Here is a 24,599-nt window from a genome sequence, read left to right on the forward strand (position 1 = left end):
TACACATTATGGACAACTCCTTTTTTTTAGAACTGAAACAATAAAAAAAGCCAATGAAAAATCATTGACTTTAACGCGCTGCTTTTTTCTTTTTTAAATACTTTAAACCGAAGTATAGAGCAACAAAGAGAACAGCCGCTATAATTATGTAATGTGTGTAATCAGATGCATACTCTTTAATATGTCGCCAATTTCCACCAAGCTTTTCACCTAAGTATATAAATAGTATTGACCATGGAATAATCGCTACAACTGTATACAGTGTGAAAAGTTTTAATGGCATCTTAGCTAGTCCTGCCGGAATAGAGATTGCATGACGTACAATTGGGATAAAACGTGCCGAAAATATTACTCCAGCTCCGTAACGCTTAAACCAATTTTCTGCTATGTCTAAATGGTGTTTATTAATAAGTAGATATTTCCCATATTTCTCTACAACCGGACGCCCTCCGTAATATCCAAGCCAATATAAAAAGATTTGAGCTAAAGTACCACCGATTGTTCCAGCAATAACTGCACCGACAAAGCTAATTTTACCATCTGCGACTAAAAAGCCAGCATACGAAAGTACAATTTCACTCGGGATAATTTCAATCATTAAAGCTAGCGCTACTCCAAAGTAACCTAGGCTTGCAAAAAATTGCAATAACTGATCTATTATGCTTGCTAACATTTTATTTTCTATCTCCTTTTTTCTTCACATACCATCCCATTATTACATAAAGGTCGCATTCTGCCAATATCTTCATTTCAACAATATCATCGGCATAAGCATTATTAATCTATTAATGTTTCTTTTTGAGGTTCTTTCATGTAGGCAAACATTTCTTTAATTTGCTCTTCTGTATTTCTAGCAATCGATAAATTAGGCAATTCATTCTCACCAAAAAACTCCACATCTTCTGTTTCAATACTAGTTTTCTTTTCGCCACCAATAATCTTACAGCCAATAAAAATTTTATATACATGTGTTGCTGAAGGCGATGGTTGATGTTTTTCTTTATCAAATATAGCGAGTAGCTTAAAATCATCTACTTCATAGCCCGTCTCCTCTAAAACTTCTTTTGCTGCTACTTCTGTTGGCGTATAACCAACATCAGCCCATCCACCTGGCAATGCCCATTTCCTATCACTTTTTTCTTTCACAAATAATAGTTTTTCATTTTGAAAAATAACTGCCCGTATATCAACTTTAGGTGTTTGATAGCCTGTCTCACTTGCAAATAAATTCTCTACTACTTCCCAATCTGTCTTTGTGTAATGTGACATCATCGAGATGGAAATATCCCGTAATTGTTGGAAACGCTCTATGTCATACACATCCTTAGAATACGTTAAACCCGCTTGAGCTATAGATTGTATTTGTTTTACCCAATCAATCCACTTGACCGTCATGTTTCCACATCTCCATTCTTTATTAAGTAAATATTACGTCAATTCAATTGATACATCTTTATTATACAAAAAAAGAGATTGATAATGTTCCAATCTCTTTCAAAATTAATCCAATTCATGTAAGTGGTCTTGTATATACTTCCTTCTTTTATTTATATATTCATCAATCATATCAGCTTCTTGATCAAATGTTTCTAATTTTTCTTTCATATATGGATCTTGTAGTAAATATGGACGAATCGATTCACACAAACCTTCTACTTTCGGCATCATAAACGAAACGGTAAATTGTTCTTCTAATATTTCTTCCAAAATACTTCGGTATTGTTTTCTAAATACAGGTATATCTAACAATCTTGCACTTAACGTATTATAACCTTGAATACGAATATATTCATGATTAAGTGGTCTCCCTTGTACATCTCGCCCCCAAGTCGCATCATAATCCCACGGTATCACTTCAAATAAATTTGTCTCATCGTTATGATATAGTGCATAGTTATGAACGAAACCATCAAAGTTTTGCGTAAAAATAACTCCAGCTAACCATCGTAAATATTTATCTACATGTAGAAACTTCCCGATTTCTTTTTCATAATCTTCCCTCGACAAAGTATTCGCTTGAAATACAAATTCACTCAGTTGTTCTTCACTATTTTTATTCGAATATTTAAATTCATAACCCGCAAAGAGCTCTGTCTTAACATCTTTATCTCGCTCACTCATTAACGAAAAATTCGCATCATCATCTATCGCATAATAAATAGAACCACTCGGTAACCCTCTATTTTTCAAAAAGTTTTCATCAACTGATTCTAACTGTAAATACACACCTTGAATTTGACCATTAATTTTTATAAATACATGTTGTGATTTTGGCGAAAGTACACCAATATCATGAAAAAAATCTAAAGATAATTTATTTCGTATGAGAGACGGATCCATAAACTCAGAATTCAAATGAAACTCTTTCGCGCCTTGAAATTTTTTCGGTTTATAAAACATAACATGATAAGACTTTTTCTCAAATTCGCGAATATGAGCCCCTCGGTATACGATATCAATGTCATACTTCTTTTTTCCATAAGTTAATTTTGCTGGCACTGGACTATCTGACCAAATGTCCTTTTTCAATTCCACTAAGTACATTGGATGAACAAAAAAATCATATGAAGGCAGCATGTTTTCTCATCCCTTCTCAGTTCTCTTCATTCAATGTATGCGCCTTGTCTTGTCCATACATCCGCTATCATCTATTTATATAAAATTACACTCTTGTCCTGTTCAGAAAGAAGTCGAATCTCATATCATGTTAAGGAAAAAGAATACCTTTTCAATTTAACACTCGATAAGGAGGATTTCTATGAAACGTGATATTAGAAAAGCTGTTGAAGAAATCAAAAGTGCTGGTATGGAGGATTTCTTACACCAAGATCCAAGTACTTTTGAGTGCGATGATGATAAATTCTCTCATCATAAATGTACAACAGGGTGTAAATGTACAACTGGGCGTAAATGTACAACTGGGCGTAAATGTACAACTGGGCGTAAATGTACAACTGGGCGTAAATGTCCAAGAACAAGATGTACTCGCGTAAAACATTGTACTTTCGTTACAAAATGTACTCATGTTAAAAAATGGACGTTTGTTACGAAATGCACTCGTGTACGTGTTCAAAAATGGACTTTCGTTACAAAAGTGACGCGTAGAAAAGAATGCGTTTTAGTTACAAAACGTACTCGCAGAAAGCATTGTACGTTCGTTACAAAATGCATACGCTTTGAAAAGAAATTTTTCTGGACAAAACGAAGTTTCTGTAAAAAATGCGAATTCTTCCCTCACGGACACGGTAGCTCTTGCGATGATGATTGTGATCATGGTAAAGACTGTCACGATGACGGGCACAAATGGAATGATTGCAGAGACGGACATAAGTTCCCATCTTGCAAAAACAAGAAATTCGATCACTTCTGGTATAAAAAACGTAATTGCTAGTTTTTTATGTCCACCAAAAAAGGTCGCTTTGCGACCTTTTTTACGTTTACTGAAAATGACTTATATCTGCAAATTGTTTTACTTTACCACGGTTTTCATCAAATTCAATCACACTAAGGCTCGCGCTATGCATAAATGGCTCTTCCCATACATGTTCAATTTCAAAACCTGCAAAATGCCCTACGAGTAATTTCGCTGCTGCAGCATGAGTAACTATTAAAATATTTTCTCCTTTATGCTTTTCCAAAAGAAAGTGTATCCCTTCAATTACTCTTTTATGAACGGCCGCAAAGTTTTCCCCTGATGTTGACTGAAAAAGATGTGGTTCATTCCAAAATAAATGTACTTCTTCTGGATATTGCATTTCCAAGTCAGCAATTGTTTGCCCTTCCCATATCCCCATGTTTATTTCATAGAAACATTCATCTTCTATAATTGGAAGATCGCGTTCCCCTTTAATCAATTCAGCAGTATGAAGCGTTCTTTCGCTTGGACTACTATATATGGCATGGAGTGGTAAATCCTTCATACGCTCCCCTAATTGTTTCGCTTGTATCATACCATTCTCTGTTAATGCTGAATTTTTCCGTCCTTGCATCCGCCCTGCTACATTCCATTCTGTCTCACCGTGCCTTGTTACATATACCGTTGTCTTCATTTCAAGCCCCCTTACCATTTTGGCCGCGATTCCCACGGCTCTACTCTCCCTACAATCCATTCTGTGCATTTACTTTCAATTCCTTTTATAACTCCGTCAGCAATCTCTTCATGAGTAAGCCATCTTGCATATGTATCTTCTAAAATAAACCCTAATATAATTCTATAATAACTACATAATGTCCCGCCTATTTTTTGTGACTTCGTACGCGATGCACTACTACCTAATATATGAAATAAACTATACTTTTCCGATGACAATTCAACTTCATTACAAATGAGTCGTAATGCATGCTTTGCACTAGAGTGTATCCAGGCAACAACTAATGTTATTGGACCATTTTGTTCAATTGTATTTGTAATAGATTGCTTTACATCATCGTCATTTTGATAATCTAAAGGAAGGCACGTAATATTTCCCGGTACAGAACTCACTTGCTTAACATTTTCCAATTTCGTACTATCTCGTCCAATAATAGAAACATGAAACCCTTGATCACAAAGCCACATAGAAACTTTCTTTAGCATTCCTGTTCCACCAATTACAAGCGCATGCAACTTCTTCCCCCCTTAGTAAAATGTCATATGAGGTTTCTCATCTCTATAATAATTTAGACGGTCTTGTAACGTCCCTGAATGAAACTCAAATTTATGACCATCAGGATCAACAAAATATATAGACCTACAATCTCTCACATCACGCTCTCTTCCTTGTAAAATATGAACATTATTTTCTTCTAACCGATGTAACAGGCGTTCAAAATCTTTTTGTTCAACAGAAAATGCGAGGTGCGTATAAGATTGATGAATCTCCTTTCTCGGAATATGTGTTTCTTCATTAAGCGCTATCCATACTCCACATATATTAAAATATGCAAGTTTTCTCCCCTTGACTAATAATTCTCCTTCCAATACTTTCTCGTAAAATGTAATAGAGTTTTCTAAATTGGACACTGAAAAACAAAGATGATTGATTCCCTTTAACAACTCTAATTCCTCCTATACAAATAAAAGATGAGCGAAAATTCACTCATCTTTTATTATACTATTTCTTTGTAATATATGCCCATTTATAACTGAAGTCTCCACCAAACGTATGGTTAGCGATACCTTTTACATATGTCTTCTCTAAATAAGCCGTACTTTGCTGATACGTAGGAGAGATTGCAGCATCTTGACCAATTAAGATTTTTTCAGCTTCTGCAAGTGCTTTCCAGCGTGCTGCGTCATCTTTTAGTAGTTCTCCTTTTGATTTTGCTACTAAATCATCGTACTTCGGATTTGAATAATCCATTTCATTAAATGAGCTTCCAGTAACGAACATATCAATATATGTCATTGGGTCTGGATAATCTGGACTCCATGCAGATAATGAGAATTCATATTCAAATTTCTTTTCTAAATCTAACTTCTGCTTATATGGTTGTTGCTTCAGATTCACTTTAATACCAGGTAAGTTTTTCTCTAATTCTTCTTTAATAAAGTCGCCCACTTTTTTACGACTACCGTTATCATCATTTAGTAATTCTACTGTAATTGTATCTTGACCAAGTTCTTTCTTCGCTTCTTCCCACAGTTTTTTTGCTTTCGCAGCATTATCTTTACTGTCACGGAAATTTTTATTTACAGTACGGAAGTCTTTTCCATCTGGTCCTGTCGTAAACTTTTCAGGTACTAAGAAATACGCCGGCAATGATCCATCATTCAAAATTACATCCGCAATTCCTTTTTTATCGTACGCTAAATCAATCGCCTCACGAACCTTTTGATTTTTAAACGTTGCATTTTTTTGATTAAAACGTAGGAAATACATACGTGGGTCTAGCTTCGTTTTAAATTCATCTGGTTTATTCTTTTTATATTTGTCTACAAACTCAGAACTTAAAATGACACGATCTGCTTGATCACTATCATATAAATTTACCCCAGTACTTGTCTCTTTTACTATACCCACATTAATTTCTTGTAATTTTACAGCATCTTTATCCCAATAATTTGGGTTTTTCTTTAACTGGTAACTTTGTTCATGTTTCCATTCACTCATTGTAAATGGTCCATTGTACAATAATTTATCTGCTTCTAATCCGTATTTATCCCCTTGTCCTTTTACATACTTTTCATTTAATGGGAAGAATGTAGGGAACGAAGTAAGCTCAAGGAAATAAGGTGCTGGTTGCTCTAATTCTACTACCAACGTTTTATCATCCTTCGCTTTAACACCTAATTGATCCGACGGTACTTCTCCTTTATTTACTTTCTGTGCATTTTTCACATCAAATAAAATAAATGCATATTCTGCTGCTATTGCTTTATCTAATGTACGTTGCCATGCATATACAAAATCTTGTGCTCGAACTGGATCACCATTTGACCATTTTGCATCACGTAATTCAAATGTATATGTCTTTTTATCTTCACTAATCTTCACGTCTTTGGCCATACCTGGAGTTGGTTTATTATCTTTATCTAGACGATATAATCCTTCCATTGCATTTACAAATACACGGAAAGATACAGAATCTGTTGATTTAGATGTATCCATTGAAGGAATTTCAGCTGTTTCTAGTAAGTTTAATACTTGCTTATCCGCTACTCCCTTACCTGCTTCTTTCTTCGTTGTAGATGCCTTCTCCCCATTTCCGCAACCTGCAACCAATACACTAGCCGATAATGCAACTGCAGCAATCGTTGTTACCTTTCTCTTCATTCTTCCTTCCCCCAATCTATATGTATAAGTTAAAACTTGTATAATATATTTTATTATACAAAAAATTCTGATTATTTTAAATATTTATTTTCATAAAAAGAAAAAAAGCGGTCAGAAATTGCTTTCCCTCCGCTTTGTTGAATAGCATTTACTTGTAAGCCATCCTCTATATCAAATGGATTTTGAACTTTAAATATTTCCTCCATTATCTTCAAAAACTCTTCTTCATTTTTAGATTCACCGTTAATCGTAAGTGAATATGGTTCCACTTCTCCCAATTTATAATCAACAATAAATTGAATTGTCACCTTTTTCCTTGGCATCTCAGGACTCTCCCCCTGAAATTCTACTAATTCTAATCCTTCCGTTCCCCGATAGTATATCCATCCTGAATTTTGAAAATAATTTTCGAACGATTCACCAATTGAAAAGACTGGATATTCATAAAGCGAGCTTGTACGAACTTTTTGTATAATATCTCGATCAGTCGGAAAAAAGAAATGACTGAAAAAAATACTAGCAACTGCTAAAATAGTAACGATTGTTGCTCCCATTTTACTCGTTCCACCACTATCACGGATGAGATAATTTTCAACCGATTCATCTTTAATTCCCCGTGCTTTTATTCGATATATACGCCTTTCTGCAAATTGATAATATAATCCATTTGCAAAAATCCCCATCCCAAATAGAATGAAAATGAGTAATAAAAACGTAAGAGGCACCATATTAATGATTGGCAACGCTACGTTGAACCCCATATAATAAGAAAATGCATCACATGCTACTAATAACAGTATAAATAAAGCAGCAGGTACGTAATACTTGCGATATCCAAGCCAACCTACATTAAAAATAGCAGCCAGACCATTCCAGCTCCACCTAGCAATTCGCTTATTCTCAAGCTCCCATTTTCTTTTGTAATATGGATATTGTCTCCCTACATATACTTCTAATTCTTTGTCTATTAGCGAGCTTTCTTCACCTTGTTCATTATGCAAGTTTCGTTGACAATTTGCACAATTCAGCTGATCATTAATACAAGGTCGCCCACAATTTATACATTTCAAAACAATCCCTCTTTCCATCCATACTTCATTGTGAACTACCCACCACTTAGTATCTCTTACGAGCTTACCCCGAAGTGGGGGCTTCTCGGTTCATCGTTACTTTTGATAGCTAACGCATTTGTCTTAGGACAGCCGAGCTAACTCCCTCTTTCCAAAGGTTGTTTCTTACGATTTATTTAAAATACCTTCATGTTTCAATAACCACTCTTTCCTCCATAAACCACCCGCATACCCAACAAGTTTTCCACTCTTTCCTATTACACGATGGCATGGAACGATAATTGAAATTGGATTCCGGCTATTTGCCCCTCCTATCGCTCGTACAGCTTTCGTATTCCCAACCTTCTCCGCAATATCTAAATATGAAGCACTTACGCCATACGGAACAGTGTAAAGTGCATCCCATACATTCTTTTGGAATGGTGTTCCTTCAGCAGACAATGGAACTGTAAACTCTTTTCTTTTTCCTTCAAAGTATTCATCTAATTCATTTATACATTGTTCAACAAATTCATTTTTATGTTCTTCTTTTCTTTCTTCAACAAATATAACAGACGTAATTCCTTCTTCGTTCGCTGTAATTTCTAACAAACCTAATTCACTATCATAATAAGCCTGGTACATATGTCATCCTCCAATTCATTACATATTATTTATTGTAACACGAATAGACGAAATTTTTCGTATAAGCGTTTTATTAGGGAAACAAAAAAGAGGATGATACAATGTAAGAAAATTCAATCAAGGGGGATATTTGATGGAGTTTCAACTCTTTTCACCTTATACAATTAAGGACGTTACGCTAAAAAACCGTATCATTATGTCACCTATGTGCATGTATTCATCAGAAAATGAGGATGGCCAAGTAACTAATTTTCATCTCGTCCATTATGGAACCAGGGCTGCTGGCCAAGTAGGTTTAGTTATGATTGAAGCAACAGCTGTGTTACCTGAAGGACGAATTTCTAACAAAGACTTAGGCATTTGGGATGATAATCTAATTGAAGGCTTACATAAAACGACAACATTTATACATAATAACGGTGCAAAAGCAGCCATTCAACTCGCTCACGCCGGAAGAAAGGCTGAATTAGAAACAGATGCTTTCGCTCCCTCAGCAATTCCGTTTAACGATAGAATGAAAATACCAGTAGAAATGAATAAACAGCAAATTAAAGAAACTGTTTCTGCTTTTCAAAAAGCAGCTTTACACTCTAAACTAGCGGGGGTTGACGTTATTGAATTACATGGTGCTCACGGTTATCTTATTAATGAATTTCTTTCTCCGCTTTCCAATAAGCGGACTGATGAATACGGGGGCTCACCTGAAAATCGCTATCGTTTCTTACGCGAAATCATCGATGCTGTAAATGAAGTTTGGAACGGACCGTTATTTGTTCGTATTTCAGCAAATGATTATCATCCTGACGGGTTAACGGTTCAAGATTATGTGCAGTATACAGGATGGATGAAAGAACAAGGGGTAGATTTAATCGATTGTAGTTCTGGTGCTGTTGTACCCGCACATATTGATGTGTATCCTGGTTACCAAGTACAATATGCTAAACATATTAAGGAGCATGTTGACATCGCGACTGGTGCGGTAGGATTAATTACAAACGGATCACAAGCAGAGCAAATTTTAAATAATAACGAAGCAGATTTAATTTTTATCGGACGCGAGTTACTTCGTAATCCATACTTCCCAAGAATAGCTGCCAATGAACTTGGCTTTGAATTAAAAGAACCATATCAGTACCGACGAGCACCCGGAAACATTAAAACTAATAAATAAAACCGAGAAATTATTCTTCTCGGTTTTATTTATTTTATTTCTATAATATCGTTTGAACTATAAATATGAATACCAGATTCTTCACGTAGCGCTGTTATATACATTCCTTTCGCCACATCTTTAGCTGAAATTGGTTTATACTTTTTAAAAGCCCCTTTAAATATAAACGGAAGAATACGAGATAATTTCTCAGCCATTCTTTCCCCAAAACGATATTCTTTTCGATTTCCAACTAATAATGACGGCCTGAAAATATGTATGCCACCAATAACTAGCTTTTTCAGCTCCTCTTCCATTTTCCCCTTCACTTGCGAGTAAAAGAAAAATGATTTAGGTTTTGCTCCCATTGATGAAATAACAAGAAAATTTTGCACGCCTTGTTTTTCAGCTAAGCAGGCAGCTCGTAATGTATATTCATAATCTACTTTTTTAAAATTCGACTTCGACTTCGCCTTTTTTATCGTTGTTCCTAAGCAACTAAAAACATCATCTACTGCAAAAAATTCTTTGTATTCCTCTAATACTGAAAAATCCACCTGTTTCTGTTGCAATTTCTCATGCTGTAATTGTAATGGTTCCCTTACAAAAATAGTAACCGAATCGTAGTAATCTGAGTCAAGTAATAGTCGCGTTATTTCTTGTCCAACTAACCCACTTGCGCCAAGTACTAACGCTGTTCGCTTATTCATATATGTGTATACCTCTTTATTTACTATTCTCTCCTATAGCTAATCGTCGCTAACAGGAGTTTCCGTTCTCCCATTTTACCATAAGTAAAGCACTATGCGTATGCATAGTGCTTTACTTACTCTTTTTTCTCTTCTTTTTCTTCCGCTGGCAATTTTGTAATTGTTGTAGCATCCCCTAAATTACTTATTAGTCTTCTTAAAAAAATTAAAACAAAAGATAATGGCAAAACAACCGCAAGTATTAATAAGATAGCTTCCATGAAGTAACCCAAGCGCTCATCCCCTTTTCTCTGCTCCCTCCCAATATATGAAAGTAACATTGTCACATATGCACCAATCATAAAATTTAATACCTTTCTTTTTGACAGATTTATTACAAAATCAAATCGTAATGATTATTATTTATTGCAACTTTCATAAAGATGTATTATACTAGGTTCGCAAACTAAAACGTAATTATTCCGTTTTGTATTAAAACGTAATTATTCCGTTTTGTATTAAAACGATATTTTCTTCTTATATTTGGAGAAAATATAATTGTAAAAAAGAAAAGAGGAGAATTATATGCCTAAAAAATTAGCTCTATTTTCATTTATACTTATTTTCACACTCATCTTTGCTGGATGTTCTAACAACAAAGATAGTGCAGCGAAAAAAGATGGGAAACTTTCTGTTTATACAACCATTTTCCCACTCGCTGACTTTGCAAAAAAAATCGGTGGTGATTATGTAAATGTAGAAACAATTTACCCACCTGGTGCGGATTCTCATACATTTGAACCAAGTCAAAAGCAGACTGTACAAGTGGCGAAAGCCGATTTATTTGTTTATAACGGCGCAGAATTAGAACCATTTGCCGAAAAAATGGAAAAATCATTAAAAAAAGAAAACGTAAAAATTGTAAATGCATCTAAAGATATCGAACTTCGTGCTTCATCTGAAGAAGAGCAGCACGATCATGGAGACGGTCATAAAGAAGATGAACATCATCACGATAAAGACCCACACGTTTGGATAGACCCTACTCTTGCGATGAAACAAGCAGAAAAAATTAAAAATGCACTTGTAGAATTACAGCCTGAACATAAAAAAGAGTTCGAAAAAAACTTTGCAGCACTACAAACAAAATTTACTGATTTAGATGATCAATTTAAAGCAGTTGTTGCAAATGCAAAAACGAAAGAAATATTAGTTTCACACGCAGCTTACGGCTACTGGGAACAACGATACGGTTTGAAACAAATTCCAATCGCTGGAATTTCAGCATCTGATGAACCATCTCAAAAGCAGCTTACTGACATTACAAAAACAGTAAAAGAGCACGGTCTACAATATATTTTATTTGAAACATTCTCTACTCCAAAAGTAGCATCAGTTATTCAAAAAGAAACAGGTACAAAAATTTTACGCTTAAATCACCTTGCTACTATTTCTGAGGATGATGCAAAGAACAATAAAGATTACTTCACATTAATGGAAGAAAACGTAAATACTTTAAAAGAAGCAACAAACTAATCAACTATATTTTCTAGGCAGCTGAATATGTCATTCAGCTGCCTTTTTATGTATTTATCCTTGACTTGATCGAGATAACAAGTAGAATTATCCATATTAGCTTGTAAGCTATACTAATTTAGAAGGTGAGTTGGAACTATGAATCTTCACATTTGTGAAGTAACAGCAAATAATTGGCGTTCAGTTGCTGCTTTAGACGTAGCAAAAGACCAGCAGCAGTTTATTGAAAGCAATGCGTTTTCTTTAGCGGAATCATTATATGAAGAAAACGGAACGTCAGTAGGCTTATATGACAAAGAAACACTCGTTGGATACGCAATGTACGGTTGGTATTCCCAAAAACATGAAAGTGTATGGTTAGATCGTTTTATGATTGACCAACAATTTCAAGGAAAAGGATACGCAAAACGTTTCCTTCGCTTACTAATTCAATTCTTGCAACAAAAATTCGAATGTAAAATAATTTATTTAAGTTTACATCCTGACAACAAACACGCAATGGGACTATATGAGTCATTTGGCTTCCGTTTAAATGGGGATATTGATGACGAAGGTCCAGTTGTAGGTGTTGTAATGGAATTACTTATAGATGAAAATACAAGCCTGTGAAAACAGGCTTTTTATTATGCATTTATCAATGTTATGTTTTCTATTTTTAGTTTCTTTCCCTTATATACTTCATTTTTGTAATCTAGTATTACCTCATTAAAATGCTCATAAAAAATAAGCCTGCGATTTACGCAGACTTATTTCACACATTCTTCAAAATGTTCTTGGAACCATTCTTTATTAATATCTCTTCCGATGAAAACTACTTCGCTTACTCGCTCTTCGCCCTCTTGCCACTCTCTATCGTACGAAGCAGCAAATAACGTATGCACACCTTGGAAAACAATACGTTTATCTACTCCATCAATAGATAAAATTCCTTTGTAGCGATATAAATGCTCCCCTAGTTCCTGAACGACAGCTGACATCCACTCATTCAATTTTTGTAAATCTAACGGACGTTCTTCACGTAGTACAAACGATTTTACACCTTCTAGATGGTTATGTTCTGTATGAGGGTAAATTTGCAGCGTATCTTTCGTTTTAAACGTTTGAATTTGTAATAACGATGGAATATCTACCTCACAGTTAGTCGCCTCGATTAACTTTGCAGTCGGGTTAATTCCTTGAAGTTCATGCAAGAGATTTTCTTTCTCATTTTCTTCAATTAAATCTAATTTATTAACTAACACAACATCAGCAAAGGCAATTTGTTCTTTTGCTTCTAGTCCTTTTTCAAAATGTTTATGTATATGATAGCTATCTACAACTGTTACAACACCGTTAATTTGGTATGCAGATTGAATAACTGGATCTAAAAAGAAAGTTTGAATAATCGGACCTGGATTTGCAAGACCTGTTGTTTCAATTACTAATCCATCAAAGTCCATTTTCCCTTCTGCTTTCACATCCAGTAATTGTTTTAAAGCAACAAGTAAATCTTCACGCACAGTACAGCATAAACAACCGTTTGTCATTTCCATAATTTCTTCTTCAACGTTCATAATTAATTGATTATCGATACCAATTTGCCCTATTTCATTTACAATCACTGCTAATTTCTTGCCGTGATCCTCTGATAAAATTCGATTTAATAATGTCGTTTTCCCTGATCCAAGAAAACCAGTTAGTATTGTTACTGGAATCATTCCTTACATCTCCTTATAGCTCTATGTTTCTACATTATAGCATATAGAGAAAAACGTTTTTGTAGCAAAACATATTTATTGTATGTACGACCCTATAACTATATAATAATACGTAGTAAGAAAGCCTTTTCAAAAATATTATTCATTCATATAGGGGGTACTTATAGTGGAACGAGTTCAAATGGCCGAAACGCTAGAATTTTCTCGTATTATTCAAGGTTTTTGGCGTTTAGCAGAATGGAATATGCCAAAGCAAGAGTTACTTTCTTTTATTGAAGACTGTATGGATTTGGGGATTACTACTTTCGATCACGCTGATATTTATGGTGGGTATACGTGTGAAGGATTGTTTGGAGAAGCGTTACAATTAAAGCCTTCCTTACGCGAAAATATGCAAATCATCACTAAATGTGGAATCGCTCCCCCATCACCTAAATTTCCAGATCGATATGTTGCTCACTACAATACGAGTGCTGAACATATAATAAAAAGCGCGGAAGATTCATTACAAAACTTACATACAGATTATATTGATGTATTGCTCATCCATCGTCCAGATCCATTTATGGATCCAACTGAAGTGGCAGAAGCGTTCTCACGCTTAAAGCAAGAAGGCAAAGTTCGCCACTTCGGTGTATCTAACTTTTTACCTTCACAATTTAATATGTTAAGTTCGTATTTAGATTTCCCACTCATTACAAATCAAATTGAAGTATCTGCGATGCAAATCGAGCATTTTGAAAAAGGTACGATTGATTTATGCCAAGAAAAACGAATCAATCCAATGATTTGGTCACCTCTTGCTGGTGGAGAAATCTTTACTGGCCAATCAGAACGCGCCGTACGTGTACGTGAAACTTTACAAAAAGTTGCTACTGAACTAGGTGTTACTAGCATCGATACTGTTATGTATGCATGGTTACTCGCTCATCCAGCTAACATGATGCCAATCGTTGGCTCTGGTAAATTAGATCGAGTAAAAACGGCCGCAATGGCAACAAAAGTTAATTTAGACCGCCAACAATGGTTTACAATTTTCGAAAGCTCTAATGGACATCCTGTACCATAATAAACAAAAAGAAGAGCTGTACACATTTATCAAGACCTAATTTTAAAAAAGATAGAAAAATTAAAGGGTTCTACATATTAGATATGACTAATATGTAGAACCTTTCTTCTTTTACTAAAGCCCCCGTTAGTTGAATAAGTAATTTATCACTTTCGAATATATTTATATACGATATAAAAAAACACCTATTAGAAATATATAAGTCATCCCTAATGATTCTTCAACTTCTTTAAAGTCTTTATATTTCAATAGAATCAATTATTCCCCATTTTATTTGGTTAGAAATGCAGTACACAAGTGTCCTGTTTTTACTTTTAAATAATCAAAAAAAGCGAGTATTTTCTACTCGCTAGTTACCTCCACTGTTGGTTTCTGATTTTCCTCTTCCCTTATGCCCATATCAAATTGAATTTTTTTTAGATGCCTTGGTATTACATAAACATATTCCAAAATTATCTCTGTAAATTTGAATAGGGAACTTACTAATTGTTGATCAAATTCCACATCATCACCGTGTGCAGCTTCGTTGCCAATATCTTTGATGATAGAAGACATTACTGAAAGAATCGGTGGGATTACACCATTATCTGATAAATATTTCAATTTACGATATAGATCTTTCCCTTCCGCACCTTTATCCTTACACATTCTTTCAAGTGTTCTCCTTAAAGCCAGAGATGTTATAGCTCCATCAATATTTCTCACTTTATGTACTGCTTCAAAAGCCTCTTTCACTCCGGAGGGAAACTTTATTACTTGAGATTCTATTAGAGAATATAATACCTTTTCGCTCCAATATTCTGTTCCATCTGGTCCGCACTCAAAAGTACTTGAGGATTTCAGTTCTAATGTAACTTTCTGACATACTGGACAAAGAAAAAGGTTATAAACATCCCAATATTCCCCGATTTGTATTTCTCCGTAACCTGGTTCATATTCAACTTCAGGAATATTATGTTTATACGTAGTCACTAACTCCATCTGTGTTTTATTTCCACAATGAAAACAAAGTCTAACTTCTTTCATTCCTCCTCACTCTCCTCTCATAAAATTTCTACAATAGGATAGTTTTCCTCTTTAAATATAAAAAAACGAGGAGACACCTATTTTTAGGTCAGTTAACTTGAACGTATCATAATAAAAGATACCCACAAATTAGAACATATCTAATATGTGGGTTATTTTTGGCTTTAAAATTCAACTAAAGCACTCCGTTAGTTGAATAAGAGTTGTAATATCATTACTAATCAAATTTATCTTTATTTAGAAAATACAATTAAATCATTCAATTACAATTACTTCTCCATCCCTTTCCCGTTTATTTGTAAGAGCCCCTCTTATTGGTTATACTAACTTTATTAGGGAAAGTAGTGTTGAGAATGAAAAGAAAAATCTTATTCGGTTCTGCTGCTATTGCCGTTATACTTATTGCCACACTTGGAGTTCGTGAATATGGGGCTCTTAAATATTCAAGCGACAAAGATGACTCAACAAATAGCAACATTGTAGAAGCATCTGAATCCCAAATTTATAATGCTGAAATCGGAGAATGGGTTTCAAAGATGAACGTATTACTTTCCGAACCGATGAACGACCCAAAATTGAAAAAAGCTAGTAACGATGAAGGTTTCGAGTATTACTTGAAGTCACTAGTAGTCAATGATGAATCACCAATCCATTTAATTAAAGGAAATAAAGAATTGGAAAAAGATTATATAAATTTGTTCCTTTTAACAAGTTATATATCTAATAAGCAAGCTGCCCGTACGGTACATTTAGATCCTAATGGTGAAGCAATGGAATCAACAGATTTAGTTAATCAATGGGCACCTACTGATGAAAATACGCGTATTGCATTCGAATACATGAAGCAAATTATCAATGATTTAGACGTTGCAATTAATCATAATGGAAAAGGTGAACTATATGGTGTGACGCATGTATTGAACACGCGTTTGGCTTCGCAACAAACGAAAAAAAAGCCAGTCCTATTCGCTGTAGGACTGGCTTTCGTGTTGTCTTGCTAAATTTCATAACGTTTCGCACTTAAAGTATATCATGATTTAATTTCTCAATCAAAAGTATTGAGTATTCTTTTATCATACTTGTTACGTAAAAAAAGAACCTCTAAGCATACAAGACTTGAATAATATTTTTGTATATGAAAGATTAGTTCTTTTGAAAAGTTTTTTTAATGTATCATCATATTGTGTAGTGTAGAATGAAAAGAAACCTTATCTAAGGAGAACAAAATGAAAATAGAACGTATGTTAACCATTATTGTGATGTTACTTAATAGAAATCGTATAACAGCCAATGAATTGGCTCAAAAATTTGAAGTGTCGGTTCGGACTATTTACCGAGATATTGAAACAATCAATCTAGCCGGAATTCCTATCATTTCCCACTCTGGAAACAATGGTGGATTCAGCATTTATGAAAATTATAAATTAAATCATCAAGTACTGACTCTTAATAATCTGTCCTCCCTTCTTTCTGTTCTCAAAGATATTAATTCCACGGTTGACGACATTGAGCTAGAATCATCCATAGAAAAGTTAGAAAATATCATTCCTAAAAACAAGGCAGATGAACTAAAGCTGCATATGGAACAAATCATCATTGATTTACATCCTTTTGGAGAATCTCTAGAACAAAAGTCATTAGTTAAAACGCTAAGAAAATCTATTACACAGACTGATATACTGATGATTGACTACAGAAATTATAATAATATTGTCAGCAAAAGACGAGTTGAACCTATGTCACTCATATTTAAAAATTATACTTGGTACTTATTTGCTTATTGTCTTTCAAAAGAAGATTTCAGAATATTTAAAGTTTCCCGTATAAGTGATTGTTATATCGAAAATCAATCATTTGAACGTCGAGAAAAATCGTATCATGAGATTAGGACATTATTAAATGAGCAAACAATAATGACAACAATTGTCTTAAAGATTTCCTCTATAATGCAGTCTCGTGTGGAGGATATTTTTAATAAAGAAGATATTTCGGTGTTAGAAACAGGTGAACTTCTTGTTAAAGCTACACTCCCCGAAAAAGAATGGTTGTTCTCTCTCATATTTAGTTTTGGAGAGCATGTAGAGGTCTTAGCTCCAAAAGAAATGCGTGAAGCAATTGCTTCAAAACTCAGATTGATGGCTGAAAAATATCGTTAATTGCGTTTCTCAAAGTTGACAGACTGTTGTCAAATCACCGTGATAATATTGTTGTTATAAGACACATTTATTTTAATTAGGAGGAACGTTAAATGACAAACAATTATGAATTTCCGACACCAACACTTATCTCAGTTAACGGTGTGAAACTAGAAGTTTTTGAAGCTGGACAAAAAAATTGGGGGCGACCTATCGTTCTCTGCCACGGATGGCCAGAACATGCCTATTCTTGGAGACATCAAGTGACTCCTCTTGTAGAAGCAGGTTATCACGTTATTATTCCCAATCAACGGGGATATGGAGAATCTTCTTGTCCCAAAGAAGTTACAAAATATGATATTAAACATTTAACCGGTGATCTTGTTGCTCTATTGGATCACTATCAGTACAAAGATGCCATTTTTATGGGGCATGATTGGGGTGCAAGTGTTGTTTGGAGCATGGCTTTGCTGCACCCAGAACGTGTTCGTAAAATGATTAACTTATGCTTGCCCTATCAAGTTCGTGGAGAGAAACCTTGGATTGATTTTATGGAAGAAGTTTTTGGAGACGATTACTATTTTGTTCACTTTAACAAACAACCAGGTGTTGCAGATGCTATACTAGATGAAAATTCATCACAATTTCTTAATAACTTATATCGAAAGAATGCTCCATCACAAGTTCCTGGTAAAGGAATGGAAATGATTAATCTAGCTAAAGCAACCAAGCCATTAGGTAAACCTGTTATGAGTGATGAAGATCTTTCTGTTTATATCTCAGGGTTCAATAAGACAGGTTTCACTCCAAGCATCAATTGGTACAGAAATCTAAATCGCAATTGGCATTTATTAGGTGACATCTCTCCTATTATTCATCAGCCAACATTGATGGTATATGGCGAGAAAGATATTATTCCGCCACTTCAAAATATAAAAGATTTTGTACCTAATATAGACGTTAAGAGTTTGGACACTGGTCATTGGATTCAAGAAGAAAGACCTGAAGAGCTTAATCAAATGATTTTAAAATGGCTGATAAAATGAGTGAAGCCTTATTTTTTATTAATCAAACAGAATTTATTGATTGGTTAGATATTCATCACCAAACAGCTAGTGAGATTTGGGTAGTTTTTTCAAAAAAAAAGACCAATAAAGCTAGTCTTACTTGGTCAGAATCAGTAGATTGTGCACTGTCGTTTGGTTGGATTGATGGGATACGAAAAACAGTTGATGAAGATAGCTATAAAATCCGCTTTACTCCACGTAAGTCTAATAGCCTCTGGAGTAAAGTTAACGTGCAAAAGGTGCATAAATTAATAGAACTTAATCAAATGAAGCCTGAAGGATTGACTATTTTTAATCAAAGAAATGATCAAACAGGTTATTCTTCCGCTAATAGGAACGTTACTTTAATAAAAGAATATGAGGATGAAATTAAAAAAAATCAAAATTCTTGGAAATTCTTTAATCAGCTTCCGGATTCTTACAAAAGAGATTCTATTTGGTGGGTAATGAGTGCCAAAAAAGAAGAAACTAGGCTAAGAAGATTGAATCGATTAATCGATTCATGGAAAGAGGGAGACATATTAAGACCGTAGTTTTATCAATCAACAGCATTAATTTATATATACCTGGATTGTTTAGAGAGAAGAATATGTAGCTTTTGAATAAAGTTCGATTAAAAGTAAGTTGCAAACGCTGATTTTATACAGAAAGAAACCAACTGTTTTGAAACAAAGTTTGATCAAAACAGTTGGTTCTTTATTTATCTAGTTTGGTTTTTATAATAAAGATTGATTATTTCTGGTTGCGAATCTTCAATTAAAGCACCCTATAGTTTAAGTGGGTTTCTTCACAAACTTGTCTTTTTTAAACCTAATTAATTATTACTATCTAATTAACGAATATAATATGCATAGGAAAAGAGGATATATGCTCATATATTGAACATAATATCCTCTTATTAGTTTAGTCTATATAGTTCTTTACAGCTCTTCTTTTTCATACGTATTTCTCGTCATTGCAAATACACACATATCCCTTAATCCATTTCCATCCACCGCAACACTCGCGCTTTCTAAAGTACCCTCTAATTTAAAGCCTAATTTCTCTGGTATCGCTCTACTCTTCTTATTTAGAGAATCACAACGAATTTCTACCCGGTTTGCTTTCAGTTCAGTGAAAGCATAATCCGTTATTCCTTTTGCAGCCTCTACCATAAAGCCCTTTCCACTAAACCTTGAATCAATCCAATACCCGATTTCAAATTGAGGTATATCCCAATTAATACGATGTAATCCGGCAGATGCAATAAATTCACCTGTTTCGTTCGAAAAAACTAGTAATCTCAAATCCTCACGCTGCAAAAATTGAATATGCGATTTTCTAATACTCTCTTCTATTTCTTCCTCCGTTTGCTCTTTTTGTGCAAAGACCATCCAAGGTTTTAATTCTTGTATTGAAGCTTGAATTGCGTCATATACAACTTTACCATCACCTGGTTTTGGCATTCGAATAAAAAGCCTGTCAGTATAAAATTCAGAAGGAAAATCGAATAATAACGGATTCACTGTAAACACTCCCTATAATTCTTTTATATATAATAATATCCATCTCAAGTTATACAGTAAAGAAATTTCTGAATTTTAAACTTTTTGATCATTCACTTCCATCGCCACACGCACTCCGGATTCAATCGCACCTTGAATCCATCCGTGATACAGCGTTGTATGATCTCCGGCAAAGTATATTCTCCCCTCAGGTTTTACAATGACTGGCTGTAATTCAGATTCTTGACCAGCTTGAAATAGTGCAAACCCTCCAAGCGCATATGGATCTAATGTCCAACTTTTTGATATTCCAGACATGAACTCATCATATACTTGACCACCTAATATTGTTGCTAAATTTTGTAATGTGTAATAGATACGATCCCCTTTTGATAAACCATCCCATAGTAATGCATCGTATGACCATGTATAACTCCCTAGCATAATGGCTGGTCCTTTTGAACCGATTCCATGACTTGGATAATACGCATAACGTATAGGAAGATCTGTTATAATTCTCCCACCTAATTGCCCTTGTTCCTCCCAAAAACGACTTTTAAATTGAATCCCTATTTTTGTAGCTGGCATATAATGCAATTCGCGAATTGTTTTCCACTTCGCATGAGATATCGAATCAAATGGATCTACTTCTACAAATCGCATTGTTGAAAAAGGAATTGTAACAATAACTAAATCCCCTGTAATACTACTATATTCAAAAGTTTCCTCGTTCCGGTAATAGGCTGTTACACTATTGGCTTGTTGATGAAGCTTCATTAATTTTTGATTATATATAATATTTTCTTCTAATTGTGGTAAAAAAGACTTTGGTAATCTATCATTCCCACCTATTATTTCACAAAATCCACTTTCCTCTTGCATAATGTATAAAAATCGTAACGTCTCAACAAATGACCTTTCCAAAAAACCTTCTAAATCTAATAGAACACCAATCATCTCAATCGTTACTGGCGAAAAATAAGTATTATATTGATAAGGATGATACTTTAAAAATTGCCCTGTAGAATATTTCCCAAAATCCTTTACTACAATATCCCAATTTTTCTCTGGTTTCTTTTTTATAAAATTTATAATGGGCTGTACCGCTAACATTAATAGTTCCTCAGACGTTTTCCCAACTTCATTCATTTCCACAGGATATCTTAAAATACTTGGATCTTTTTCGTATTGTTTTAATGTCGTTTTCCGACCATTTACGTAGATAATATCTGTCTCATTCCTATTAATAAAAGGGCTCACCTGTAGCCCAAACTTTCTTATATATGCCATCGTTAATGTATGCGAATACGGAATTCTCATCGCTCCAACATCTAAATATAATCCGGTATCTTCCATCCTAACTGTCTCTATGCGGCCACCTACACGGTTGTTCGCTTCAAAAACCTTCACTTCATGCCCTGCTGCTTTTAATAAAGATGCCGAAACTAATCCAGCCATACCAGCCCCTACTACAATGATTTGTTTCGGACGTGTCGTCTTCTTCAATCCCTTATTTATAACTTTTAACGTTTCATCCATCTCATTGTTAAACATTATATCTTTCTGCACAATCCCACCCCTTACTTCATGAAATACAAATTAGTGGTTTAGTGCATTTTATTCCTAAATTCACTTAAACATAACACCACCACAATTTGAAAATTCACTAAAAATACATAAGGTGCAGCTCTCCCCCTTCCACATGCTTCATATGATAAACATACAGATAGTAACTGTATGGAAAGGGTGGATACACATGAAACGTACTTACGATTATCAGGCTACAAAAAAACATTTAGAATTAAAGAAACAGCAGTTATGTAAAAAACTCACTAGCGTTAAACTAACTGAAGAAGAACGCAAGCAAATACATTTAGAAATTGATAACTACGAATATATATTAAACTTAGTCGAAATGAATCATTATGAACGAGGGTTTTCTCATTAAAAGCGGATAAAAAATTATTCACTTTTCCTTTTGAGCATTTCATTACGCATTTTTCGTAAGTAAATATATAATAGGATGTACATTAAGATTGAGAGGTATATTCTATGATCAAATTAAGTGTATTAGACCAATCACCTATTTCAGATGGTAGCACAGCAGCCCAGGCTATTTCGCATACAGTTACGCTTGCACAAGAAGTTGAGAAACTCGGATTCACACGTTTTTGGGTATCCGAGCACCATAATTCAATTAGCTTAGCTGGTTCAAGTCCAGAAATACTCATTTCACATATTGCCGCGAAAACTGACCGTATTAGAGTTGGTTCTGGTGGTGTTATGCTGCCACATTATAGTCCATATAAAGTTGCCGAGAATTTCCGCGTTTTAGAAGCACTTTATAAGGGCCGCATCGACCTTGGTGTCGGTAGAGCGCCTGGTGGTATGCCAATAGCAACTCGCGCACTTCAAGAAGGTAAAATGGTCTCACTTGATCAATATCCAGAACAAATTGCAGATGTTGCTATGTACTTACATGATCAAGTACCAGAAAACCATCATTATGCAAACTTAAAGGCTACTCCAGTTATCCCAACATCTCCTGAAATGTGGATGCTCGGTTCTAGCGGAGAAAGTGCAATGATTGCCGCAAAGCAAGGCGCTTCTTTTGCATTTGCACAGTTCATTAACGGATACGGTGGCCCTGAAGTAATGAAGGCTTACCAAGAACAATTCCAACCTTCCTATTTAGGTGATAAACCAAAATCAATCGTATCTATTTTTGTTATTTGCGGAGAAACAAATGAAGAAGCGGAGAAGATTGCATCAAGCCTTGATTTATCGATTTTACTATTAGAACAAGGAAAACGGACTACTGGTACTCCTTCTATTGAAACTGCTCAAAATTATTCGTATAGTGCTTATGATCTATTCCGCATAAAAGAAAATCGTCAACGTATGATTGTCGGTGATCCGTCTTCTGTGAAAGAAAAAATATTAAACTTAAGCAAAGCGTATAATACTGACGAATTTATGATTGTCACGATTACTCATCAATTTGAACATAAATTAAACTCTTATCGCCTATTGGCAGATGCTTTTAATTTATAATAACGAAAAAGAGATGCATCACATATGATGCATCTCCTTTTCTTACTACCAATCAATTGTTTTTGCTTCCTATATATTCAATAGCTTCTTTTAATAACTCATCAAAATTATGAGGGTAATCATGATTTAAGTTAGGCACAACTTTATACTTATGTTCTATATTTTTATCCTTTAATAACTTTACAAATTGCTGTGTACCTTCAAAACAATCTTCATCTTGATCCCCACATATTATATATCCTTTTATGCTTTTATCATGCAATATTCCAATCATTTCTTCCCATTCTTCCATTTCCGGGAGCCACGGTGCCACAAAAATAAAACCGTTCACTTCTATTTCACCTTGTAACATGGAATGTAACGCTACTCTTGCCCCAGCAGAAAAGCCACCAATAATAATATTCTCAAATGGTTTATTCACTTTAATCTTATTGTAATGTCCTTTTAACTCTTCTCTTCCTCTTTCGATATTATCCCAAACATATCCATCTGAAAATTGAATTTGGGAAGATTGAGGCAATGCTAGCATAAAACCTTGTTCCATTACAGAGTTCCAATATGGTTCTATTATTTGTATATTTTCTTGATCCCCATGCAGTGTTATTAGTAGATTTTCATTTTGTTTGCTGTATTTATATTTCACGTCTGCTTGTTCCGATTTCTTTGCTAATTCTTCTCTTTCTTTACATAATTGAACCATTCTATGAAACTCTTCAAATTTATGTAGTGGTTTTAAATCATCATCGGAAATTAAATACTCACTTCCGTACCAAAATCCATTTTCTATAATTGCTTTCTTCATTAAATGCAACGCTTCTTCTTCAAGTCCTGCTGCACTTGCTAATGCATATTTAAAATTATATATTTGTGCTTCATTACCCATTACATCTTTAGCATTATTCATTATATAAGAATACGCTTCAAAACTTCCTTTATTTGCATAACAATGTAACGTTTCATTTAATAACTTAAGATAAGTCATATTATTTTCCATATAGGAATTCCCCCGTAACCTTTTATAATAATTGCTTCTCCAATCTTCCTATCATTCTAGGGTCACGGTATAAGTAGTTAAATTCTACAATTCAACTTAACAATACCTGATTCTCAGAATGATATTTAATAGTTAATGCATGTATACGCATAATACACCACTCCTTCCTATCCACTAGTTGTAGTATAAAGTTAAATAAACTGAAAAATCAATATTTTAATAAAAAAAGACAACAATAATATTATTGTT

At 34.3% G+C, this 24,599-nt stretch carries 27 protein-coding genes; 11 read left to right on the forward strand and 16 right to left on the reverse strand.

Annotated elements, in window-relative coordinates; genetic code table 11:
- Window positions 1–70 precede the first annotated feature (70 nt).
- The 3 genes from MKX66_RS09680 to cotH form a co-directional block, all read right to left on the reverse strand.
- Complete coding sequence (locus MKX66_RS09680; RefSeq protein ID WP_002086054.1) at window positions 71–673, reverse strand: DedA family protein; 603 nt, start codon at window positions 671–673, stop codon at window positions 71–73.
- A 104-nt stretch (window positions 674–777) separates the two neighbouring features.
- Window positions 778–1,395, reverse strand: a complete 618-nt coding sequence (locus MKX66_RS09685; protein ID WP_061675463.1) for an NUDIX hydrolase N-terminal domain-containing protein — start codon at window positions 1,393–1,395, stop codon at window positions 778–780.
- A gap of 105 nt (window positions 1,396–1,500) precedes the next feature.
- Window positions 1,501–2,577: a spore coat protein CotH gene (gene cotH, locus MKX66_RS09690; protein ID WP_000937998.1), complete on the reverse strand. Its 1,077-nt coding sequence runs from the start codon at window positions 2,575–2,577 to the stop codon at window positions 1,501–1,503.
- Window positions 2,578–2,758: 181 nt separating this feature from the next.
- Here cotH and exsB point away from each other — a divergent pair, with 181 nt between their 5' ends.
- Complete coding sequence (gene exsB, locus MKX66_RS09695; RefSeq protein WP_002012440.1) at window positions 2,759–3,391, forward strand: exosporium protein ExsB; 633 nt, start codon at window positions 2,759–2,761, stop codon at window positions 3,389–3,391.
- A 46-nt stretch (window positions 3,392–3,437) separates the two neighbouring features.
- Here the strand turns inward: exsB and MKX66_RS09700 are convergent, their stop codons facing one another.
- The 6 genes from MKX66_RS09700 to MKX66_RS09725 form a co-directional block, all read right to left on the reverse strand.
- The gene (locus MKX66_RS09700) at window positions 3,438–4,049 is read right to left on the reverse strand and encodes a phosphoserine phosphatase 1 (RefSeq protein WP_012260775.1); all 612 of its coding nucleotides are present in this window, start codon (window positions 4,047–4,049) and stop codon (window positions 3,438–3,440) included.
- 11 nt (window positions 4,050–4,060) lie between these two features.
- A complete protein-coding gene (locus MKX66_RS09705; RefSeq protein WP_002012437.1) occupies window positions 4,061–4,606 on the reverse strand; it encodes a short-chain dehydrogenase in 546 nt (181 codons plus the stop codon).
- A gap of 12 nt (window positions 4,607–4,618) precedes the next feature.
- On the reverse strand, window positions 4,619–5,035 hold the full coding sequence (gene fosB / locus MKX66_RS09710; RefSeq protein WP_341086009.1) for a FosBx1 family fosfomycin resistance bacillithiol transferase: 417 nt from the start codon (window positions 5,033–5,035) through the stop codon (window positions 4,619–4,621).
- Window positions 5,036–5,093: 58 nt separating this feature from the next.
- Window positions 5,094–6,755 (reverse strand): peptide ABC transporter substrate-binding protein, encoded by a 1,662-nt coding sequence (locus tag MKX66_RS09715; protein ID WP_012260774.1) that lies wholly within the window; start codon window positions 6,753–6,755, stop codon window positions 5,094–5,096.
- A gap of 71 nt (window positions 6,756–6,826) precedes the next feature.
- A complete protein-coding gene (locus MKX66_RS09720) occupies window positions 6,827–7,825 on the reverse strand; it encodes a DUF2628 domain-containing protein (protein ID WP_012260773.1) in 999 nt (332 codons plus the stop codon).
- Between the two features lie 165 nt (window positions 7,826–7,990).
- A complete protein-coding gene (locus tag MKX66_RS09725) occupies window positions 7,991–8,449 on the reverse strand; it encodes a methylated-DNA--[protein]-cysteine S-methyltransferase (RefSeq protein ID WP_002186074.1) in 459 nt (152 codons plus the stop codon).
- A gap of 133 nt (window positions 8,450–8,582) precedes the next feature.
- On the opposite strand from MKX66_RS09725, the gene namA reads away from it, so the two are divergent.
- On the forward strand, window positions 8,583–9,620 hold the full coding sequence (gene namA / locus MKX66_RS09730; protein ID WP_341086012.1) for an NADPH dehydrogenase NamA: 1,038 nt from the start codon (window positions 8,583–8,585) through the stop codon (window positions 9,618–9,620).
- A 29-nt stretch (window positions 9,621–9,649) separates the two neighbouring features.
- On the opposite strand, the gene MKX66_RS09735 is transcribed toward namA, so the two are convergent.
- Together MKX66_RS09735 and MKX66_RS09740 are read right to left on the reverse strand one after the other, a co-directional pair.
- Window positions 9,650–10,309 (reverse strand): oxidoreductase, encoded by a 660-nt coding sequence (locus MKX66_RS09735; protein WP_002141396.1) that lies wholly within the window; start codon window positions 10,307–10,309, stop codon window positions 9,650–9,652.
- A 116-nt stretch (window positions 10,310–10,425) separates the two neighbouring features.
- Complete coding sequence (locus tag MKX66_RS09740; RefSeq protein ID WP_215587668.1) at window positions 10,426–10,650, reverse strand: hypothetical protein; 225 nt, start codon at window positions 10,648–10,650, stop codon at window positions 10,426–10,428.
- Window positions 10,651–10,873: 223 nt separating this feature from the next.
- On the opposite strand from MKX66_RS09740, the gene MKX66_RS09745 reads away from it, so the two are divergent.
- A complete protein-coding gene (locus tag MKX66_RS09745) occupies window positions 10,874–11,824 on the forward strand; it encodes a metal ABC transporter substrate-binding protein (RefSeq protein ID WP_002141395.1) in 951 nt (316 codons plus the stop codon).
- Between the two features lie 138 nt (window positions 11,825–11,962).
- Entirely contained in the window at window positions 11,963–12,433 is a 471-nt protein-coding gene (locus MKX66_RS09750; RefSeq protein ID WP_002012425.1) for a GNAT family N-acetyltransferase, read from the forward strand.
- Window positions 12,434–12,570: 137 nt separating this feature from the next.
- Here the strand turns inward: MKX66_RS09750 and MKX66_RS09755 are convergent, their stop codons facing one another.
- A complete protein-coding gene (locus MKX66_RS09755) occupies window positions 12,571–13,521 on the reverse strand; it encodes a CobW family GTP-binding protein (RefSeq protein WP_002086082.1) in 951 nt (316 codons plus the stop codon).
- 166 nt (window positions 13,522–13,687) lie between these two features.
- On the opposite strand from MKX66_RS09755, the gene MKX66_RS09760 reads away from it, so the two are divergent.
- On the forward strand, window positions 13,688–14,590 hold the full coding sequence (locus MKX66_RS09760; protein WP_341086014.1) for an aldo/keto reductase: 903 nt from the start codon (window positions 13,688–13,690) through the stop codon (window positions 14,588–14,590).
- A 342-nt stretch (window positions 14,591–14,932) separates the two neighbouring features.
- On the opposite strand, the gene MKX66_RS09765 is transcribed toward MKX66_RS09760, so the two are convergent.
- Window positions 14,933–15,616 carry a DUF4145 domain-containing protein gene (locus MKX66_RS09765; protein ID WP_341086015.1) on the reverse strand — a complete coding sequence of 228 codons (684 nt, stop codon included), beginning with the start codon at window positions 15,614–15,616 and terminating at the stop codon, window positions 14,933–14,935.
- A gap of 353 nt (window positions 15,617–15,969) precedes the next feature.
- On the opposite strand from MKX66_RS09765, the gene MKX66_RS09770 reads away from it, so the two are divergent.
- From MKX66_RS09770 to MKX66_RS09785, 4 genes are all read left to right on the forward strand, one after another.
- Window positions 15,970–16,617 carry a hypothetical protein gene (locus MKX66_RS09770; RefSeq protein ID WP_341086016.1) on the forward strand — a complete coding sequence of 216 codons (648 nt, stop codon included), beginning with the start codon at window positions 15,970–15,972 and terminating at the stop codon, window positions 16,615–16,617.
- 225 nt (window positions 16,618–16,842) lie between these two features.
- Window positions 16,843–17,772, forward strand: a complete 930-nt coding sequence (locus MKX66_RS09775) for a helix-turn-helix transcriptional regulator (protein WP_085310579.1) — start codon at window positions 16,843–16,845, stop codon at window positions 17,770–17,772.
- Window positions 17,773–17,864: 92 nt separating this feature from the next.
- Window positions 17,865–18,797, forward strand: a complete 933-nt coding sequence (locus MKX66_RS09780; RefSeq protein ID WP_085310577.1) for an alpha/beta fold hydrolase — start codon at window positions 17,865–17,867, stop codon at window positions 18,795–18,797.
- Entirely contained in the window at window positions 18,782–19,351 is a 570-nt protein-coding gene (locus tag MKX66_RS09785; RefSeq protein WP_341086018.1) for a YdeI/OmpD-associated family protein, read from the forward strand. The genes MKX66_RS09780 and MKX66_RS09785 overlap by 16 nt, the downstream gene beginning before the upstream one ends.
- Window positions 19,352–19,738: 387 nt before the next feature.
- Here the strand turns inward: MKX66_RS09785 and MKX66_RS09790 are convergent, their stop codons facing one another.
- A complete protein-coding gene (locus MKX66_RS09790; RefSeq protein ID WP_326996480.1) occupies window positions 19,739–20,323 on the reverse strand; it encodes a GNAT family N-acetyltransferase in 585 nt (194 codons plus the stop codon).
- Window positions 20,324–20,398: 75 nt separating this feature from the next.
- Window positions 20,399–21,871, reverse strand: a complete 1,473-nt coding sequence (locus tag MKX66_RS09795; protein WP_326996479.1) for a flavin monoamine oxidase family protein — start codon at window positions 21,869–21,871, stop codon at window positions 20,399–20,401.
- 187 nt (window positions 21,872–22,058) lie between these two features.
- Between MKX66_RS09795 and MKX66_RS09800 the strand changes: the two genes are divergently transcribed.
- The gene (locus MKX66_RS09800; protein ID WP_002012420.1) at window positions 22,059–22,250 is read left to right on the forward strand and encodes a DUF3896 family protein; all 192 of its coding nucleotides are present in this window, start codon (window positions 22,059–22,061) and stop codon (window positions 22,248–22,250) included.
- Window positions 22,251–22,354: 104 nt separating this feature from the next.
- The gene (locus MKX66_RS09805) at window positions 22,355–23,356 is read left to right on the forward strand and encodes an LLM class flavin-dependent oxidoreductase (protein WP_002141391.1); all 1,002 of its coding nucleotides are present in this window, start codon (window positions 22,355–22,357) and stop codon (window positions 23,354–23,356) included.
- A gap of 52 nt (window positions 23,357–23,408) precedes the next feature.
- Here the strand turns inward: MKX66_RS09805 and MKX66_RS09810 are convergent, their stop codons facing one another.
- The gene (locus MKX66_RS09810; protein WP_326996478.1) at window positions 23,409–24,350 is read right to left on the reverse strand and encodes an alpha/beta hydrolase; all 942 of its coding nucleotides are present in this window, start codon (window positions 24,348–24,350) and stop codon (window positions 23,409–23,411) included.
- Window positions 24,351–24,599: the final 249 nt, after the last annotated feature.

The organism is Bacillus sp. FSL R9-9530 (genome assembly GCF_038008145.1).
Classification (GTDB): Bacteria; Bacillota; Bacilli; order Bacillales; family Bacillaceae_G; genus Bacillus_A; species Bacillus_A mycoides.

What these genes read in the sequence shown, in the direction of transcription:
- MKX66_RS09680 (WP_002086054.1), bottom strand. Translation starts at nt 673, where the DNA reads ATGTTAGCAAGCATAATAGATCAGTTATTGCAATTTTTTGCAAGCCTA.
- MKX66_RS09685 (WP_061675463.1), bottom strand. Translation starts at nt 1,395, where the DNA reads ATGACGGTCAAGTGGATTGATTGGGTAAAACAAATACAATCTATAGCT.
- cotH (WP_000937998.1), bottom strand. Translation starts at nt 2,577, where the DNA reads ATGCTGCCTTCATATGATTTTTTTGTTCATCCAATGTACTTAGTGGAA.
- exsB (WP_002012440.1), top strand. Translation starts at nt 2,759, where the DNA reads ATGAAACGTGATATTAGAAAAGCTGTTGAAGAAATCAAAAGTGCTGGT.
- MKX66_RS09700 (WP_012260775.1), bottom strand. Translation starts at nt 4,049, where the DNA reads ATGAAGACAACGGTATATGTAACAAGGCACGGTGAGACAGAATGGAAT.
- MKX66_RS09715 (WP_012260774.1), bottom strand. Translation starts at nt 6,755, where the DNA reads ATGAAGAGAAAGGTAACAACGATTGCTGCAGTTGCATTATCGGCTAGT.
- MKX66_RS09725 (WP_002186074.1), bottom strand. Translation starts at nt 8,449, where the DNA reads ATGTACCAGGCTTATTATGATAGTGAATTAGGTTTGTTAGAAATTACA.
- namA (WP_341086012.1), top strand. Translation starts at nt 8,583, where the DNA reads ATGGAGTTTCAACTCTTTTCACCTTATACAATTAAGGACGTTACGCTA.
- MKX66_RS09735 (WP_002141396.1), bottom strand. Translation starts at nt 10,309, where the DNA reads ATGAATAAGCGAACAGCGTTAGTACTTGGCGCAAGTGGGTTAGTTGGA.
- MKX66_RS09740 (WP_215587668.1), bottom strand. Translation starts at nt 10,650, where the DNA reads ATGATTGGTGCATATGTGACAATGTTACTTTCATATATTGGGAGGGAG.
- MKX66_RS09745 (WP_002141395.1), top strand. Translation starts at nt 10,874, where the DNA reads ATGCCTAAAAAATTAGCTCTATTTTCATTTATACTTATTTTCACACTC.
- MKX66_RS09750 (WP_002012425.1), top strand. Translation starts at nt 11,963, where the DNA reads ATGAATCTTCACATTTGTGAAGTAACAGCAAATAATTGGCGTTCAGTT.
- MKX66_RS09755 (WP_002086082.1), bottom strand. Translation starts at nt 13,521, where the DNA reads ATGATTCCAGTAACAATACTAACTGGTTTTCTTGGATCAGGGAAAACG.
- MKX66_RS09765 (WP_341086015.1), bottom strand. Translation starts at nt 15,616, where the DNA reads ATGAAAGAAGTTAGACTTTGTTTTCATTGTGGAAATAAAACACAGATG.
- MKX66_RS09770 (WP_341086016.1), top strand. Translation starts at nt 15,970, where the DNA reads ATGAAAAGAAAAATCTTATTCGGTTCTGCTGCTATTGCCGTTATACTT.
- MKX66_RS09775 (WP_085310579.1), top strand. Translation starts at nt 16,843, where the DNA reads ATGAAAATAGAACGTATGTTAACCATTATTGTGATGTTACTTAATAGA.
- MKX66_RS09780 (WP_085310577.1), top strand. Translation starts at nt 17,865, where the DNA reads ATGACAAACAATTATGAATTTCCGACACCAACACTTATCTCAGTTAAC.
- MKX66_RS09785 (WP_341086018.1), top strand. Translation starts at nt 18,782, where the DNA reads ATGGCTGATAAAATGAGTGAAGCCTTATTTTTTATTAATCAAACAGAA.
- MKX66_RS09800 (WP_002012420.1), top strand. Translation starts at nt 22,059, where the DNA reads ATGAAACGTACTTACGATTATCAGGCTACAAAAAAACATTTAGAATTA.
- MKX66_RS09805 (WP_002141391.1), top strand. Translation starts at nt 22,355, where the DNA reads ATGATCAAATTAAGTGTATTAGACCAATCACCTATTTCAGATGGTAGC.
- MKX66_RS09810 (WP_326996478.1), bottom strand. Translation starts at nt 24,350, where the DNA reads ATGGAAAATAATATGACTTATCTTAAGTTATTAAATGAAACGTTACAT.